Source organism: Vibrio anguillarum (assembly GCF_001989995.2).
Taxonomy (GTDB): Bacteria; Pseudomonadota; Gammaproteobacteria; order Enterobacterales; family Vibrionaceae; genus Vibrio; species Vibrio anguillarum.
This window is the reverse complement of record NZ_JAHGUP010000047.1, coordinates 1-17395: the sequence shown is the minus strand read 5'-3', so window position 1 is coordinate 17395 and position 17395 is coordinate 1. Positions and strand designations below refer to the sequence as shown.

The window sequence follows — 17395 nt, the reverse complement described above, 5'->3', positions numbered from 1 at the left end:
AGCTGAATCATCCCAATCAGCTGATTAACAGCTACTAGAAAGGGAAGGTGACTTCCCTTGTATGTACTAATAAATATCGTCATTGTTACGACAATTCAAGTTATTTGCATTTAGTTAGTTCAACACATGTAGATTACGATATTCGTCATAAGCGTACTGATCGGTCATACCGCTAATATAATCTTGGATGAGGCGGACTCGAAAATAAAACTCCCACACGTCGTAATCAAAGTCGTAGGGTAAATAAGGAGTGTCAGACGGTTTATCTTTTTCTTGTTTTAATGTTTGCATCGCGATTTCGTATGCTCGAAGGTGCTTGTTGGGCAGCTTCTTGTAGAGTCTTCGCTCGTATAGAGGGGCCTTTTCAATGTTAGTGAAAGTATCTGCGCTCAAAAGTAATAAGGGCTTATACGCCTCAAGTAACCCTGTAATGATTCTATATCCTTGCAGTTCACTTTTTTCTACTTCTGGATCGCAGAAAGCATAGTTCATAGCAACATTCTTAAGAGCTTTTACTAATGCATGGTTCTGACTATGATCTTCAATTAGTGCTCTATTGAAGTTCCCATGAAATACCTTATCTATATTATCTATAAACTGCTTGCATGCATGTTGTGGTAGGCGTTTGTTTATCTCTACACGAAGAGTAATGAAGAAATGGCTGTTCGCACAGTTATCAGCTTTTGAAGCACTTTCACTGGCGACACTAACGATCCTTTTCATCTCATCATCGTTCTGTAAGCCATACTTTTCCACAAGAGATTGATATTCGTAATCTAAAGCATCTATTAGCTGCTCAACAGTGAGAATGCCTTTTTCAACGGAATCTTCAATGTCTGCAATCCCGTAAGAAATATCATCGGCAGCTTCCATTATGTATGAAAATGGGGAACGGCAATGAGAGTCCATAGACAACACTGTTTTCAATGATTCTATGTAGCGGTGTTCACTTAAGTAATAACCCACTTTTTTCATCAAATAGTCATAGTCTTTTAATAGCGGATTGTTCTGTGTTTTAGGTGATGGCTGATCTCCACGGCGAGTATACTTGAACACTCCGGATACTTGAGAATAGGTCAGATTGAGTCCGAGTATGGTGTGCACTAGGCGAATGGCTTGCGCATTGCCTTCGAAGTTAACTATGTCCTGTTGGATAGGCTTAGGTAAATTCACTCGCGAGTTTCCTTTCTCATCTTTCATAAGAGAAGATAAGTTACGAGAAAACCAGTCATTTATTGCCTGCTCTCCAAAGTGTCCAAATGGTGGATTGCCAACGTCATGTATTAAGCATGACATTTCGACTATCGATTCAAATTGACGCTCTAATCCGATTAGCTTGTAGTCTTGCTTAGATTTTTCTGAAAGCTCTTTAAAGATTAATTGAGTGATGTATCGGCCAACTTGTTGAACTTCGAGGGAATGAGTGAGACGACTGCGAACAGCAGCATTGCGTTCGAGAGGAAACACTTGAGTTTTTTGTTGAAGCCTTCTGATTGCAGCAGAGTTGAGGATTCTACCTCGATCACTTTCGAAGTTTCCTTGTGCAGCAATTTTATCAGGTTCAGTCAGTGAACGAGGTTTAGTGGCAGTTCCATTGTGATATACCCTCGTCCCTCTAACTTTTTCGTTGAAGTTGATAGTCATAATCTTTTCTCATTGTTTAGCTCGCTGAGTAAACTATAACCAATACGCGAATGTGTTCATATCAGGTTGTACGATTAATGTGATTAGGCATTTAATCATGCCTGTTGAAGGGATATTTCAAAAACTATTTAATCGCAAGCAGTTGGCGATGATAGTGATTTGTCTAATTTTGATGTGTTCATTTTTTAGAACTAGATTGTTGTTAATTTCCCTTTTTCTGACATGGTTTTTCAGTTTAATATGCAACAACTGTATATGAAGTCGTGCCTGCTTGGTTTTTGGTGAGCGTTAGCTTAAATCTGACGTTGTACGTAGTTATGAAAGCTTGAAAACACAGGACCATTTACGAAAAGGAATATTTAGATTGACAGAAGTCTCCTCTCAGATTGTAAACAGCAGCGCCATTCCTGCGTGGAGTGGGTTTGTTTATCAAGGTAAAGTTGCCTTGTATCACGCGATACGTCTTCTTACGCAAGAGGATTCCGAAGCTGATTACCTGAATGTCGAGCACCTAGATGACTTTGTGATACATGATCGCAGCGGTCACGTTTTATCTCTTCACCAGGTCAAAGCTATGAAGAGTGACAAGCGGTATTCTTATAACTCTGCCTTGCAACAAGCATCAAAAATATCAGAGAGATGTAATGAGAACACGGTTAGATGGTTTCACGTTTCAGTGGGGCTTGATGATTTTTCTGATAGGGCTGCTAATGTCGCTAATGGCGAGCATCTTGTTCAGTTTTATCAGTACCATGATGATCGTTGTTATGTTGAAACGAACTCTATCGATACTAAACTCAATGAAATTATTGAGCAGTACCTTGGAGCATACGGACTGCCATCCACAGAATTACTAATTGCGCATAAATTGGCTAAGTTGCATGTATTGCTAGCTGGGCGAGTGAATTTAGCTCACTACCGAAACCAACATGAGTCGATGAACAAGTTTAAAGCGGCGGAATCTATTCCAATTTACTTTTCGGAGATAGAGTGTTGTTTACATTCCGAGGTAATTCATAGTGATGATCATGCAGTAATTCTGTTCGAGTTTAGAAGGACACTTTTGGATAGAACAGACCAAATATTAGATAGTCTTCAGGAAGGCGAGTCTATTGATTTGAATGGTATTTGTAAGTGTAGATTTGCAGTAGCGAATATGGATATTCCAGCTTTAACTCGCCTCTACTATTCAAAGAAACCAAATCAAAAGGAAATCACTTTAGCTGGTTTCAGTAATGATACTGTAGATCATTATTTAAGAATAATTCTCTGTATCATGGGAGTTAAAACATCTGAAGACTTACCACACTACTTTAAAAGCGGACTTGGTTCGTTCCTTCCTACTGCGATGAAGTTTGATTTTTTAAATAAGAAATTAGACGTAAAGCAAATTCAAGAAAATGTTGATGGTCTGCGTGGAAACCTAGACGTACAAGATGTGCTCTATGATTACGATAATCTAGTTGTACATATGGATAGCACACCATTTCTACTTCGTAGTGAATCGAGCTCTAGTGGTAAATTTACTGAAATTTCTGAAAACGATAAAAACAGAATTACAAAAATAAACAATGTGAGGTTTGTGTCAGTGCGTGACGCAAGTGATGAAATAAATGATTAATCAGATAATTACAACTTTATCAAGCAACTCTCCGTGTCAGTTTGAGCTAGTAGAACAAGATGCTGAGCATTTTTCTTTTTATCAATCTACGTCGAACAATCACCAACGTTTTTTGGCAGTTGTTAAGGTTTTGAAACTGATGAAACCAAATGAGCTTAATCAGTGGATTTTGGAAAACACACCAGATGTATTGAGAGAACAACCTACTTTTGCAAAAAATACAGATGTTGTGGTGTTGTTCGAGCTGAATCGGCTAGCTGATATAGTTGATCATGAAAGTGAGATTTTTGCTTTAGAGGAAGATAGCTATAGTTTTAAAAAACATGTTTTGTATTACTCTCAAACCGAACTAGATCTTCTTAATGAAAATGATACAAGTGATATTGCTAATTTGATAAAAGATCAAAGTAAATTCAGCTTATACAAGAAATCTCCAATGGTTGAGTCAGAGTACGGCATTGCGAGCCGTATATACATTAAGCTTCCTTTTTTATCTGTTCCTGTAGATGAATCAGAATTAGATGACCCTTGTCAGTTGGCGGATGAATACTTGCAAAAAATAGGTTTATTGGCGATAGGCCATGAATTTGAAGCGCTCACAAGCAATAGTAATAATTACAAAGGAATAGTTGAGGAGTATATTCGTGGCAAGATGGCGAATTCACAGGCTGAAGATTAATGGTTTCAAGGTATTTACGCAGTTTTCAGAAAGCTATTCGTCTGATCTAGTTATCTATGATGGACCGAATGGCTTTGGTAAAACCTCCTTATTTGATGCCAAACAACTGCTTTTTTGTTGTGAACTTCCGAGAATCTCGGCTAGACATCGCGCGATCAAAAGTGGTAGCAAAAAATACAATCGTAGTATATTTCAAAATCACAATTGCCATGATGGGATATCTATTATCGCAGAGCTTAAAAAAGGTAATGAAATACTTTATGTGATGAGGCTGGCTAAACAGGAAGATTTAGATTCAAGTGTAAATAGACCTAATAGTTTTAATGAATTTAAGCTTTATGAGCTATCTGGTTTCGATGAAACTGCTAGTCCTAGGCTAATTGATGATGAGAAAAAGTTTTGGTCAGAGAAATTTGGAGATAAGTTTCTGGAAAACTTCCCAGTGCTTAACTACTTGCAGCAAGATAGTAAATCAATTGTTATTCCTGACGGATGTAATAGTGATAAACGAACAGATCAAATAAGTCACCTACTTAACCTTGATGAGCTAGATATCAGAATTGATACCATTGGTAAGTTAAAGTCTGAGTCAAAGGCACAGCTCGGAGAGACGAATAAAGTATATATTGAGCAAAAAACTCAGCTAGAAGAGTTACAGCGGACTTTAACTGTTAGTGATGCAACCCCAGTTGCTTACACTAAGCTTACGGAGCTAAAGATTACTCCTCAGTGGGATCTTAAAACGCCATTTACTGTAGGTAGTTTCAAAAACTTAGATCAACTATTGGGTCAACTTGATTTACTAAATCAAGTCTATGTTGGCCGACACGAGATTGCTAAGAGGATAAGGAACCAACAAAAAATTGAATTCACTAAACGAAATGAATTTGATTTGGCTGTTAGGCTTTTTCATCATTTCGACAAGCTTCCAGACTTACATAAAAATAAAGCGGAGTTAGATAAGTTAGAAAAAATCTGTAGTGCACTGGATACTGATGTATCAAAGCTCACTTCATCACATGGTTCGTTAATTTCTTCATATATAGAAGAACAAGAATCTATCAAACTTATGCAATTGCTTGATGATAAGAATAAGCTACATTTAGGCCACAGTAGTGTGAGCAAAAAGCAAGCAGTAGTGATGCAATTACGAACAAAATTACTCCAAACAGTTGATAATAGTGAGCATGACTGCCCACTTTGTGGCTTTGACTATCAAGAGAACAGCATACTACTATCGGCAATCGAGGCGAAGACAGCTCTACTGGAGCAGAAACTAACCACGATCGGTTTGCAAATTAATCAATGTTACCAAGCGCTAGAGGCCATCCTTGTACCTTTGAAGGCAAAATATATTCCATTGTTAGAAACGGTCAGGCGTGAGTTTAACGTAAAATTGCATTCTGAGTTAGCTGAATATGAACATCAAATGCAGCGATTGGTCTCTATTGGACAAAAATTGGAAATGCAAGGGATTAAGTTACCTAGGGTTTATGCCTCTGACTCAGAAGACCAATCGAAACAAGTTTCAGCAGTCAATACCGCTATTCTTCGATCGTTGGAGCCAGAAGATGAGATGTTATCAACGAATCAGTTTGACTTCTTCAAAGCTCATTTTTCCGATCTAAGCAAGCTTGAAAATTTGACAGAAGAGCAGATTGAGCAGAAGAAAAACTACATTCAGCAACAGTATAAATTGACGGTAAATGCGTCGATTATTGAGCGGCAAAAGGATGTAGAATTTTATCATTCAAAATATCTGCATTTAGAAGACTTATGTTCAAAGTTAGAAAATATAGAAACCCAGCTTAAACGTGCACGTACACACTATACCAATCAAACACTAGGTCAAATGGAGTCACTTTTTCATATCTATAGTGGACGATTGCTACAAAACTATCAAAGTGGGCTAGGGGTGTTTATCGATACGCCTAATGGTAAACCGCGAAAAACAGCTGCAATGAACTTTACTACGGTACGTGACTCTGAGCATGATGCCGCGCTCTCGATGAGCAGCGGTCAAATCAGCGCTCTTTCGCTATCTTTATTTCTTGCGCTTAACAAAAAATACGCCAAAACTGCGTTTGTGTTTATTGACGATCCAACACAATGTATGGATGAGATTAACATAGCATCGTTGAGTGATTTGCTCCGTGTTGAACTAAGGGATAGGCAAGTAGTAATGTCTACCCATGAACAGGATATCTCAGATTACTTGTGCTATAGATATGGTAAAGCCGGGCTTTCCAGAAAGCAGGTGAACTTGTTAGAAAAGGTTAAACTTTCATCAAATTAAAATAGTGCTCATTAAAACTTGCGTACCAAGATGCGGTATCGGTTGTCTTAGGTAATACTTGGGTGTGAGTTTTTGTTTTAAATTAAACTAAATCAATAGTTTAATGGTTAAACTCTGCTGTCTCACTCCCGCCATATTCTAAACCGTAGACGATTGTCTACGGTTTTTTTGTGCGTAAAATACCATGCTAACTCAAGCTTAACTCACTGTTTAATCTAAACAATCTCAATGCATCCCCTGCTAACGGTTATTAAATAGCCATTCACTCAAAAATAATTCCAATTAAGAGCTAAACTGTTGTATATAAAATAATTTCACTTATTGGCTATGGTTACGAAAAAGCACAAAGCTCAGACCTTTCATAAAGTTGCAGTGGCTATTGTTGTATTGGTAGTCACTATTGCTATTTTTAATAGGCAACTTGGTCATTTTTATGATGCTAGCCGTGTTGAAGAGCGTAAAGCAGTAAGAATAGCGGTTTCGCAAACGCCACTCTCTTCCTCCTTTATTATTGCCGAAAGTTTGGGTTTTTTTGAACAACAAGGGGTGAATGTCGAACTAGTGCCCTGTTCTGGAGGTGTGGCCTGTTCTCAAGCTTTGTTTAGTGGGAATGTAGGCTATGCGACTGCCTCTGAGTCGGTGGTTATGTTTAAGCTTTTCCAGCGTAATGATTTTGCACTATTAACCAGTTTTGTTGAGTCAGATAACGATTTAAAGCTGCTCACGTTAGAGCGATTAGGCATTGTTAACCTGAGTGACTTGGAAGGTAAAAAAGTAGGCATCGTTAAGGCGAGTGCCAGTGAGTTTTACTTTGATTCATTGTTGATTGCCAGTGACCTGAAAGAGATGGCTGTTGAAAAAGTCTATTTACCACCAGAAGCGCTAAATGACTCATTATTCTCCTCACAAGTTGATGCTATTTCTGTTTGGGAACCTTACGGTTATAAAACTGAAACCTCTGCACCATCCGATGTATTGAACCTTGGGCTATCTGGTATTTATCATTTGTCGTTTAATTTACTTTCGATGAAAGCAACCGTCGAAGAGGCGCATGACGAGATAGTGGCAATATTACGCGCATTAAAAGAGGCTAATGAATGGATTAACCTCAATCCTGAACAATCGAGAGAGGTGATTGCACAGGCCTTAAATATTCCGTTACCCCAACTCGAGTGGTCTTGGAATGATTATGTATTTCGTTTGTCGTTAGGTAATGCACTTTTATTTAACTTACAGCTTCAAGCAAGATGGGCGATTGAGGCTGGTATGGTTACGGGCGACAAGCCGGATTTTCGGACAGTGCTTGCTTCCAAGCCGATCGAGGAAGTGCTACGTACTAAGGTATCGATAAAATGATCAGTTCGATTGTACGTAAATTGACATTATTGTTCGCATCCACGGCATTTCTAATCCTTTTGATCACTTTTTCTCTGTGGGGCTTACTTAAAGAACAAGAGCAAACAAAAAAAGATCTAGAAGATATTATGCAGATCCAATTGAGTGTGGATTTGTTGCGTAGCCAACTTTGGATTTTCCTGCAGTATTCTGATGTATCAAGTTTGGACCAGGTTGATATTGCTCAGCAAAGCCTCTCCAAGAGACTGCTTAATCATAAGATGATGGGCAAACATATCGAAAACTTACAACGCATGAATACTAGCCTTGCCGTCTTACTGCAACAAGAAAAAAAGCTTACTCATCAAGATGCTGAAGCAAAAAGCAACTCTTTAATCAGCGCGAAAGGGCTGTTACATTCACGTTACAATATGCTCGTGCAAAATATGACTGAAGAGTTGTTTTACTTACAAAAATCAGTCTTAGCAAAAAGCATTGAGAGTCAACAAATGACCTTGATGGTGAGTGCACTGAAAATATTATTTTTTTCAATCTTAGTGAGTGGCATTGCCTGGTTGATTTTGAAACGTTTCAAAAGGGGGTTTGCGTCAATTAAACAAGGTATCCTAGCTTTGACGTATGGTGACCTTGAAAGCAAGATTGAACCAGTTAATCTGGATATTGAATTTGTAGCTTTGGCTGACTTTTTTAACCATATGAAGGTCTCACTAAAAACGACAACCGTGACAAAAGATGAATTGCAATTAGAGGTTGAGCGACAAACCTCAGAGTTAAAAATTCAAAAAGATCAGCTTCAGTTTCTATCTGAACATGATTCGTTGACGGGGCTACTTAATCGGCGAGCGTTTGAAAAATTGTTGGATAACGCCATCGTAAAAGCCAACAGGACTAAGGTGAAGTTAGCGCTGCTCTTCATTGATTTGGACAATTTCAAAACCATTAACGACACTCAAGGCCACTGCGCGGGAGATGAAATTTTAAAGCAAATCGCGATTCGCTTAGAGGCCAGTATCCGCCAATCTGATTTTTCGGCAAGGCTTGGAGGCGATGAATTTGTAGTGTGCCTCGATCTGATTGATGAGTACGATTTTGTCGCAGAGAAAGTCAAACGAATTATCAAATGCTTAGGGCTGCCCATTGAGTTTGAAGGGCAAAGCCTAACCGTTGGTGTTAGTGTCGGTATCAGCTATTTCCCCTTACAAACCAATAGTATGCACCATTTAATGGCCTTGGCTGATGAGGCGATGTATCAAGCGAAAGAGGTGGTTGGTAACACTTATTGTCAAAACATTGATCCCTTAAGGGGAGTTTTTACAGTGGAAGACGTGGTGAGTTAACGCCATTTTTCTGCATAGGAAGCGGCTGGGTCGAGGCTGATGCATGAGTAGATAGCCGCAATCCCTGAATAATACCGTTTATCAATTGAACCTGACTCAGTTTCCTTTTACCCTGTGCTTCTCCCCCCCCCTTTATTATCGCTAGGAGCATTGTCATGCAGCTTCGTGATCCTCAACTTTTTAAACAACAATGTTATCTCAATGGTCAATGGGTTTGTGCATCCAATTCGCTCACCTCAACTGTTTACAACCCTTATGACGGCACTCTGATTGGAACGGTTCCGCAGCTAGATAGTGCGCAAGTTCAACAAGCGATTGAGGGTGCAGAGCTTGCGCAGAAACTGTGGAAAAAACAGCCAGCGGCGGACAAAGCGAGAGTGCTTAGAGCTTGGTATGAATTGATTGTTGAACACAGCGATGATCTGGCACTGATTTTAACCAACGAGCAAGGCAAACCTTTAGCGGAAGCGAAAGGCGAGATCAGCTATGCTGCCAGCTTTGTCGAATGGTATGCCGAAGAGGCAAAACGAGCTTATGGTGAGCTTGTCCCGAGTCATAAAGCGGATGCAAGAATACTGGTATCGAAAGAACCTATTGGTGTGGTTGCTGCGATCACGCCTTGGAATTTCCCTGCGGCTATGGTGACTCGTAAATGTGCTCCAGCGATTGCGGCTGGATGCGCAGTGGTACTCAAACCAGCACCAGATACGCCTTTTACTGCTCTTGCTTTGGCGGAATTGGCGCATCGTGCTGGGCTTCCCGCTGGCTTATTGCAAGTGGTGACCGGAGAGGCAATCGCAATCGGGCAGCAATTAACCAGCAGCAAAGTGGTACGGAAACTCTCATTTACTGGCTCAACAGGAGTGGGGAAAATATTAATGGCACAGTGCGCGCACAACATCAAAAAGTTGTCGCTCGAGCTGGGTGGTAATGCCCCTTTTATTGTGTTTGATGATGCCGACATTAATGCCGCCGTAGAGGGTGTGATGGTGGCGAAATTTCGTAACGCTGGCCAAACTTGTGTCTGTGCCAATCGAATCTATGTGCAAGAGGGCGTGTACGATAAATTTGTTAAAAAATTGGTTGATAAAGTCAGCAAGCTGATTGTGGGAAATGGGTTGGAATCAGGCGTAACAATGGGGCCTTTAATCAATGATGCGGCGGTGGCTAAAGTCAAATTACATATTGCGGATGCCACCGCGCAGGGCGCTTTAGTGCAATATGGCACTCTGCCTCAAGCCGGTAGCCGCTTGTTTGAGCCTCACGTATTAACTGAGATGACAGAAGAGATGTTGGTGGCTCAAGAAGAAACCTTTGGCCCACTTGCACCTTTGTTTCGTTTCACTCACGAAGAGGAAGTGATTGAACGTGCAAACCACACGGATTCTGGATTAGCTGCATACTGCTATACGCAGTCATTGGCTCGGGCTTGGCGATTGAGTGAGGCACTGGAAGTCGGCATTGTTGGTATTAACGAAGGTTTGATATCAACTACAGTCGCACCGTTTGGCGGCATCAAAGAGTCAGGTCTTGGCCGCGAGGGAGCAAAGCAGGGGCTAGACGAATATTTGGAAGTGAAATACACCCTAATGGGAGGCTTAAACTAATCTTCCTCTCACTATTTTTGTTGAGTCAGTAACACCCATCTTAAGGGGCCATTGGTTTCAAAATCATTGGCCTCTTGGCAGATCATATACAGCTCACCGACTTGAATCACTGCACCGATAGAATAAGCTTGGTCCTTATAATAGCAAACACGTTGCAAAGTTTTACCTTCTGTAGCCACCACAACCGGTAGCGAAGCGGTATTGATTACTTTCGTGTAGCCAAAGCTAGGAGCAATCAATAATAACCAAACACAGTACTTCAGCATGGTGTATCTCCTATTTATAGTGAGGTAGTTAATCAAATTGCCGCTGATAGCGGGGCAGCATACTTTCATTGCCCAGTAACCCACCTTGATGAATATAAATCACCGTTTTTTCTGGATGAGCTTCCATCCAAGGTAACAAACATTGCCACATCATAGGGTCATACAACAGATCAAATTCCACATGAGTCTGCTCAAGTAGATTTTGCCACATCCGATAATCGGCTTCGTATAATCGTCCAAAGTGATGCTTTTTCTCTGTAGATATAATCGTAGGGTACTGGCGCTCTTCAAGCTCGTCAAATTGTTGGATGAGGTAGTCATTTCCCCCTACACAAGCACAGGTCAGAACCTCAATGCCGTGCGGTTTTAGATATTTTTGCAGGTAGATCGCAGTGGTTCCTGTCCCGGAGGGCAACGCAACGACGAATTGCGTTTTTGTCTCCATTCTCATCCAGTTGAGAATTTCTAGAGCCAACTGCTTAATGCCCGTTTCGGCCATCTTTGAGCGACCGCCTTCCGGTACGACTAAGCATGAAGCATCAGGCTGGCGGATCGTATCAATATACTGCTCGGGGGCCATTATATTGATGGGGCTAACTTCGATGATGTGCGCTCCTAAATCCAGTGCACCACGATAGTTGCCAATCGGCCTTTGTTGTAACCACGTTGGAATGTGGTCTACATAAAACTCAAATTTCCACCCTTTAATGCGCGCAAGAGCTGCCAGAGAATAGAGAGCATTCGATTGCGCCGAACCATAGCTGATTAAAGTGTTGATGCCGGGGAGATCGCTATCCAATAACGCCATGAACTTACGCGCTTTATTTCCGGAAAAATGGCTGTGAAGTTGATCATCACGTTTTAAATAGAAGCGGTTATTGGCAAAAGTATGTTGCGTTATGGGGGTGTCAGACAGTTTCATGATGATTTTCGAGCAGAAAAGGGCCGTAGTATATACTGACCTGAGTAAAAATTGCAGTGTTGGCCGATTTTATCGCTCGTCAGTTACTGCTTTGCCTCTCATGTGGCAAAAAAAAAGCCCAGAGCAAAAGGCGCTGGGCGGATACAAATAAACATAGGAGTTAATAAGAAAAAGCAGCATATCGGTAGTTACAGTAAGAAGAAAAATTTGACGGCCTGTAAAATTCTTAATGCTCTGCTAACTACACTTATTGAGACTGAGCATTTCACAATCAGTTCCATCTCAAAGCCATTTTTTTCAATTTATTTTTAAAATATTTATCTTTCATTAGCTTACTTCTATTTTACTCTTCAGCTCCGATCATTTCGTAAAAATGTGATGTTAATTGCTTGTTAATCAATTGTGTCGATAGTATATTTCAAACACCTGTTTGATACGAGTGATTGAAATGGCACCAAGAAGTAGTACCAAAGAAAAAATCCTAGATGTTGCAGAGGGATTGTTTGCTGAACATGGCTTCAACGATACATCGTTACGAGCTATCACCAGCAAAGCTGGAGTAAATCTAGCCTCGGTTAACTACCATTTTGGTGATAAGAAAACGTTAGTGCGTGCAGTGTTGAATCGTTATTTAGAAGCATTTATGCCTGCCGTTCAACAAGCGCTGCAGGAGTTAAACTCCCAAGATGAATATCAAATGTCGGAAGTGTTTGAGTCATTGCGTACACCATTACGTGCGTTGAATGATGTTAGGCCCAACGGTACCAGCCGTTTTATGTTGTTGATTGGTCGCGGCTATACCGATGTGCAAGGTCATTTGCGTTGGTTTATCACCACACGCTACAGCGATGTATTGTCACTGTTTACTCAGTCAGTGATGAAGGCGAATCCAAAACTGACGCCTGAAACTCTATTCTGGCGTTTGCACTTCACGTTAGGCACGTGTGTTTTTACCATGGCGTCGAGCCAAGCATTGGCTGAGATTGCCGAAAGTGATTTTGGCAACCAAGTGGATGCCAAAGCCGTCGTCGACTTACTTATTCCTTATTTAGCCGCCGGCGTTGCGGCTGATTAACCCAATTAAATCTATTATAAGAAGTAACAATCCAAGCGAACAAAAGGATCTGATCATGAGCTCTCTACGAAGAAAATGGATAAGCGACCCCGCCTTTAAACTGTTTAAGCAAGTTTTGCCTCCGTTATCGGAGACAGAAAAAGAGGCGATGGAAGCGGGCAGCGTTTGGTGGGATGGTGAACTGTTTTCAGGTCGTCCAGACTTTACCAAGCTGCATCATTACCCAAAACCAACCTTGTCAGATGAAGAGCAATCTTTCATTGATAATGAATTGGAAACGCTGCTGTCTATGTTAGATGACCATAAAATCGTGAAAGAAGATCGCGACTTGCCAGCGGAAGTGTGGACGTTTCTGCGTAAAGAGCGTTTCTTCTCTTTGATTATTTCAAAGGCCTACGGTGGTCGTGAATTTTCCGCACTCGCCAATTCCACCATAGTGTCACGGATTGCGACGCGCAGTATCAGTACCGCTGTTACAGTGATGGTGCCAAACTCGCTTGGCCCGGGAGAGCTTCTCTCTCACTACGGTACACAACAACAGAAAGACTACTGGCTTCCTCGCTTAGCTGACGGTACGGATATCCCTTGTTTTGCGCTGACAGGGCCAGAAGCAGGCTCCGATGCTGGCGGCATTCCTGATCAAGGCGTGGTGTGTTACGGCAAGCACGAGGGCAAAGAAGTCCTTGGGATTAAACTCAGTTGGAATAAGCGTTATATCACGCTGGCTCCGGTTGCAACTGTGCTAGGCCTAGCTTTCAAACTCAGTGATCCTGAAAAACTTCTAGGCGATAAGCTCGATATCGGTATTACCTGCGCGTTGATCCCTGCTAATCACAAAGGCGTGGAAATTGGCGAGCGACATGATCCACTCGGTCTTGCGTTTATGAACGGCCCAACGCGTGGTCAAGATGTTTTCATCCCGATGGATTGGCTCATCGGTGGTGCTGACTATGCGGGTAAAGGCTGGCGCATGCTGGTGGAATGTTTGTCGGCAGGGCGTGGTATTTCATTACCCGCACTTGGTACGGCGATTGGTCACTTAACTTCGCGCACGACAGGTGCATACGCTTATGTGCGCAAGCAATTTGGCATGTCGATTGGTAAATTTGAAGGGGTAGCTGAAGCACTGGGCCGTATCGGTGGCTTAACTTATTTGCTTGAAGCGACACGAACCTTAACCACAACCTCGCTCGATTTGAAAGAAAAGCCGGGCATAGTGACTGCCATTGCCAAATATCATATGACAGAAATTGCGCGCACAATTTTAAATGATTCGATGGATATTCACTCTGGTCGAGCGATTCAAGATGGGCCAATGAACTACCTCGGAACACATTATCTCGGTATCCCGGTCGCAATAACGGTTGAAGGGGCCAATATCCTAACTCGCAATTTGATGATCTTTGGCCAAGGTGCCACTCGTTGTCATCCTTATGTTTTGAAAGAGATGGAAGCGGCGGCTAATCCTGATACAGAGCAAGGCGCGAAAGATTTCGATAAGCTGTTGTTTAAGCACATTAGCCACGCGACCAAAAATACCTTTGGGGCACTCGGTGCTGCATTAACGGGTTCGCGCTTTGTCAAAGCGCAGATGAGCGGCCCAACAAAAGCGTATTACCAACAGTTGACGCGCATTAGCCGAGCACTTGCCGTGAGTGCCGATTTCGCTATGTTGACGTTAGGTGGCGATCTTAAACGTAAAGAGATGATCTCAGCGCGTTTAGGTGATGGTTTGAGTTATCTGTACATGGCTTCAGCGACCTTGAAAAAGTATGAAGATGAAGGCCGCCAACAAACCGATTTAGATTACGTGCACTACGCGGTGCAATATTGTTTGTACCACGCGGCTAAATCTTTGCAAGAGGCGTACAGCAACTTCCCCAACAAAGTGGTTGGGCGCTTACTTAAAGTGTTGGTCTTCCCTTTGGGCAACCATTATGACAAACCTAGCGATGAGCTGTCGGTCAAACTGGCGGAAAGCTTAATGACTCCTGGAGCACATCGAGATCGTCTCACTCATCTTTGTTACATTGGGCCAGAGGAAGACGATAGCGTTGGCTTGATGGAAAAAGCGTTTTTGGCGATGTACGGTATCAGTGCACTTGAGCGCAAGCTGTTCCGCGCAGCCAAAGAGGGTAAAATTGCGCGTAAAGGTGCCCTGACTGAGCGATTAGCTCAAGCCTTAAGTGAAAATGTGTTGACTCAAACTGAAGTAGACCAAATTTTGGCCGCAGACAAACTGCGTTATAAAGCGATTCAAGTTGATCACTTTAGCCATGACTTGAGCGAGGTGATGACCAATAAGCCGGGAAAGCCAAAGCTTAATCATGTCGCCTAGTCGCGAATATCGTCACTAAAAGTGTGACCATATATCAGGGCATCCTAGTCGGGTGCCCTGATTTTTTGAGCCACGAGAGATCCAACCACTTGCAATTTCTGCCTGTTTTTAAAGAAATAGGGTGAGATCTTCGAGCGAAACTTTTATCCTAGCGGAGATTTTTGAAGGAAGTTGAATATGATCATCAAACCTAAAATTCGTGGATTTATCTGTACGACAACGCACCCTGTGGGTTGTGAAGCTAATGTAAAAGAACAAATTGCTTACACCAAAGCACAAGGCCCTATCAAAAATGCACCGAAACGTGTACTTGTTGTAGGCTCATCCAGTGGCTACGGCCTTTCGTCTCGTATTACCGCCGCTTTTGGTGGAGGTGCTGCGACCATCGGTGTTTTCTTTGAAAAACCGGGCACGGATAAAAAACCAGGCACCGCCGGTTTTTATAACGCAGCCGCGTTTGACAAGCTTGCTCACGAGGCGGGTTTGTATGCTAAAAGCCTAAATGGTGATGCATTTTCTCACCAAGCAAAACAGAAAGCGATCGAGCTAATCAAACAAGACTTAGGTCAAATTGATATGGTGGTTTACTCGCTTGCTTCACCAGTGCGTAAGTTACCTGAAACTGGCGAACTGATTCGCTCATCATTGAAACCGATTGGCCAAACATACACCGCGACAGCGGTTGATACCAATAAAGACATCATCATTGAAGCCAGTGTTGAACCTGCAACTGAGCAGGAAATTGCAGACACGGTAACGGTTATGGGCGGTCAAGATTGGGAGCTATGGATCCATGCACTTGCTGAAGCTGGCGTATTGGCCCAAGGGTGTAAAACCGTGGCTTATAGCTATATCGGTACTGAGCTAACTTGGCCAATCTATTGGGATGGTGCGCTAGGTAAAGCGAAGATGGATTTAGACCGCGCCGCATCGGCACTGAATGAACAGCTTTCTGTATTAGGCGGTACGGCTAATGTGGCCGTTCTTAAATCGGTTGTTACTCAAGCCAGTTCAGCTATTCCTGTTATGCCTCTTTACATCGCAATGGTGTTTAAGAAAATGCGTGAGCAAGGTGTACATGAAGGATGTATTGAACAGATCTATCGCATGTTTAGCCAACGTCTTTATAAAGAAGACGGTAGTGCGCCGGAAGTAGATGAGCAAAATCGTCTGCGTCTGGATGACTGGGAACTGCGTGAAGATATTCAAAAGCATTGCCGTGAGCTTTGGCCACAGATCACTACTGAAAACCTAAAAGAGCTGACGGATTACGTTGAATACAAAGAAGAATTCTTGAAGTTATTCGGTTTTGGCGTTGATGGCGTTGATTACGAAGCCGATGTCGATACTGAAGTGGCATTCGATGTAATTGATATCTAATCTATTGGTGTCACAGTAACACAATTAAGATGTTCTAATCTCAAAGGTCTAGCCACAGTGCTAGGCCTTTGCTGTTATGGAGGGTAATACAGCATTATTCACCCTCAACAGCATTTTCTCGATCAATGAAACGGTTGCTGTTTCCCTGCAACAAAAAATACATCACAGTGCTGCTCGGCCGCTAATTGCTTGAGTAGGTGTTGGTTGATAGGCTCAATAGTATTTGACGCGATTATCGCACTGGCATTTCCGGAGCGGATAGCTTTAATCACAATCTCTAATTCCGATAACGTTTGAGAGGGTTTCATGTGGATCACTCTGTCGCAATGTATATTGAAAGAAGCAAACTGTTCATACTGTGGTCGAGGACATTCAGAGGTGAATAAGATCCACTGCTGTTGGTGCTGAGATAGCTTAGCAAGCTTTGACATCATGGCTTGTTCAATCGTATTTACTGAGCGATGGGCATTAGCCAAAGGGTACTGAGCTGATAGTTGAGAAGCGAAATTTACTTGAAGCATAACACTGTCCTTTCATACATGCTGTATGTGTATACAGTATTTGAGTTGTAGATACTGATCAAGTTTTTTTTGCTGGATTTATCAGCATAACCAAGCTTGAATTCGTTAGATTTTGTTTTAATTTATTGATTAATAATTATTTTTAGCAACAAATCAAATTGTTCAAAGATAAAGCGCCATTGTCTGTTTTGTGATCAATGTAAGTATCCTAGTAACAGTGTCTCGTCACTAATTAGATAAGTTATCATAGTCGCTGAAATGGGTGTGCTTTTAAAATAGGCAGTAAAAAAGCGCCGTGTTGGCGCTTTTTCATGTATAGCTATTGATGCCTAATGCAGGGAAACCGCATGAAA

At 41.9% G+C, this 17395-nt stretch carries 13 protein-coding genes; 9 read left to right on the top strand and 4 right to left on the bottom strand.

Annotated elements, in window-relative coordinates:
* Positions 1-114 precede the first annotated feature (114 nt).
* On the bottom strand, positions 115-1644 hold the full coding sequence (gene dgt, locus PL85_RS11935; protein WP_115339094.1) for a dGTPase: 1530 nt from the start codon (positions 1642-1644) through the stop codon (positions 115-117).
* Positions 1645-2008: 364 nt separating this feature from the next.
* Here dgt and PL85_RS11930 point away from each other — a divergent pair, with 364 nt between their 5' ends.
* The 6 genes from PL85_RS11930 to PL85_RS11905 all read left to right on the top strand — a co-directional run bounded on the left by PL85_RS11930 (position 2009) and on the right by PL85_RS11905 (position 10540).
* Positions 2009-3265, top strand: coding sequence for an ABC-three component system protein (locus tag PL85_RS11930; protein WP_160117733.1), 1257 nt, complete (start codon positions 2009-2011; stop codon positions 3263-3265).
* On the top strand, positions 3258-3944 hold the full coding sequence (locus PL85_RS11925; RefSeq protein WP_115339092.1) for an ABC-three component system middle component 1: 687 nt from the start codon (positions 3258-3260) through the stop codon (positions 3942-3944). The genes PL85_RS11930 and PL85_RS11925 overlap by 8 nt, the downstream gene beginning before the upstream one ends.
* A complete protein-coding gene (locus tag PL85_RS11920) occupies positions 3910-6240 on the top strand; it encodes an AAA family ATPase (protein ID WP_160117732.1) in 2331 nt (776 codons plus the stop codon). The genes PL85_RS11925 and PL85_RS11920 overlap by 35 nt, the downstream gene beginning before the upstream one ends.
* A 321-nt stretch (positions 6241-6561) precedes the next feature.
* Positions 6562-7596: an ABC transporter substrate-binding protein gene (locus tag PL85_RS11915; protein ID WP_115339090.1), complete on the top strand. Its 1035-nt coding sequence runs from the start codon at positions 6562-6564 to the stop codon at positions 7594-7596.
* Positions 7593-8933: a GGDEF domain-containing protein gene (locus PL85_RS11910; protein WP_115339089.1), complete on the top strand. Its 1341-nt coding sequence runs from the start codon at positions 7593-7595 to the stop codon at positions 8931-8933. The genes PL85_RS11915 and PL85_RS11910 overlap by 4 nt, the downstream gene beginning before the upstream one ends.
* A 155-nt stretch (positions 8934-9088) precedes the next feature.
* Positions 9089-10540, top strand: a complete 1452-nt coding sequence (locus PL85_RS11905) for an NAD-dependent succinate-semialdehyde dehydrogenase (RefSeq protein ID WP_194545246.1) — start codon at positions 9089-9091, stop codon at positions 10538-10540.
* A gap of 11 nt (positions 10541-10551) precedes the next feature.
* Here the strand turns inward: PL85_RS11905 and PL85_RS11900 are convergent, their stop codons facing one another.
* Together PL85_RS11900 and PL85_RS11895 are read right to left on the bottom strand one after the other, a co-directional pair.
* Positions 10552-10806, bottom strand: coding sequence for a DUF1496 domain-containing protein (locus PL85_RS11900; protein ID WP_105977014.1), 255 nt, complete (start codon positions 10804-10806; stop codon positions 10552-10554).
* A gap of 28 nt (positions 10807-10834) precedes the next feature.
* Complete coding sequence (locus PL85_RS11895; RefSeq protein WP_019280929.1) at positions 10835-11728, bottom strand: pyridoxal-phosphate dependent enzyme; 894 nt, start codon at positions 11726-11728, stop codon at positions 10835-10837.
* 448 nt (positions 11729-12176) lie between these two features.
* On the opposite strand from PL85_RS11895, the gene PL85_RS11890 reads away from it, so the two are divergent.
* From PL85_RS11890 to fabV, 3 genes are all read left to right on the top strand, one after another.
* Positions 12177-12803 (top strand): TetR family transcriptional repressor PsrA, encoded by a 627-nt coding sequence (locus PL85_RS11890; RefSeq protein WP_010319039.1) that lies wholly within the window; start codon positions 12177-12179, stop codon positions 12801-12803.
* Positions 12804-12858: 55 nt separating this feature from the next.
* Positions 12859-15141: an acyl-CoA dehydrogenase gene (locus PL85_RS11885; protein WP_026028135.1), complete on the top strand. Its 2283-nt coding sequence runs from the start codon at positions 12859-12861 to the stop codon at positions 15139-15141.
* A gap of 177 nt (positions 15142-15318) precedes the next feature.
* Positions 15319-16521, top strand: coding sequence for an enoyl-ACP reductase FabV (gene fabV / locus PL85_RS11880; protein ID WP_026028134.1), 1203 nt, complete (start codon positions 15319-15321; stop codon positions 16519-16521).
* A gap of 122 nt (positions 16522-16643) precedes the next feature.
* Here the strand turns inward: fabV and PL85_RS11875 are convergent, their stop codons facing one another.
* A complete protein-coding gene (locus PL85_RS11875) occupies positions 16644-17042 on the bottom strand; it encodes a hypothetical protein (RefSeq protein WP_013856596.1) in 399 nt (132 codons plus the stop codon).
* Between the last annotated feature and the right edge of the window lie 353 nt (positions 17043-17395).

Coding starts and splice junctions, on each gene's coding strand:
- dgt (WP_115339094.1), bottom strand. CDS start 1,644: ATGACTATCAACTTCAACGAAAAAGTTAGAGGGACGAGGGTATATCAC.
- PL85_RS11925 (WP_115339092.1), top strand. CDS start 3,258: ATGATTAATCAGATAATTACAACTTTATCAAGCAACTCTCCGTGTCAG.
- PL85_RS11910 (WP_115339089.1), top strand. CDS start 7,593: ATGATCAGTTCGATTGTACGTAAATTGACATTATTGTTCGCATCCACG.
- PL85_RS11905 (WP_194545246.1), top strand. CDS start 9,089: ATGCAGCTTCGTGATCCTCAACTTTTTAAACAACAATGTTATCTCAAT.
- PL85_RS11900 (WP_105977014.1), bottom strand. CDS start 10,806: ATGCTGAAGTACTGTGTTTGGTTATTATTGATTGCTCCTAGCTTTGGC.
- PL85_RS11895 (WP_019280929.1), bottom strand. CDS start 11,728: ATGAAACTGTCTGACACCCCCATAACGCAACATACTTTTGCCAATAAC.
- PL85_RS11890 (WP_010319039.1), top strand. CDS start 12,177: ATGGCACCAAGAAGTAGTACCAAAGAAAAAATCCTAGATGTTGCAGAG.
- PL85_RS11885 (WP_026028135.1), top strand. CDS start 12,859: ATGAGCTCTCTACGAAGAAAATGGATAAGCGACCCCGCCTTTAAACTG.
- fabV (WP_026028134.1), top strand. CDS start 15,319: ATGATCATCAAACCTAAAATTCGTGGATTTATCTGTACGACAACGCAC.
- PL85_RS11875 (WP_013856596.1), bottom strand. CDS start 17,042: ATGCTTCAAGTAAATTTCGCTTCTCAACTATCAGCTCAGTACCCTTTG.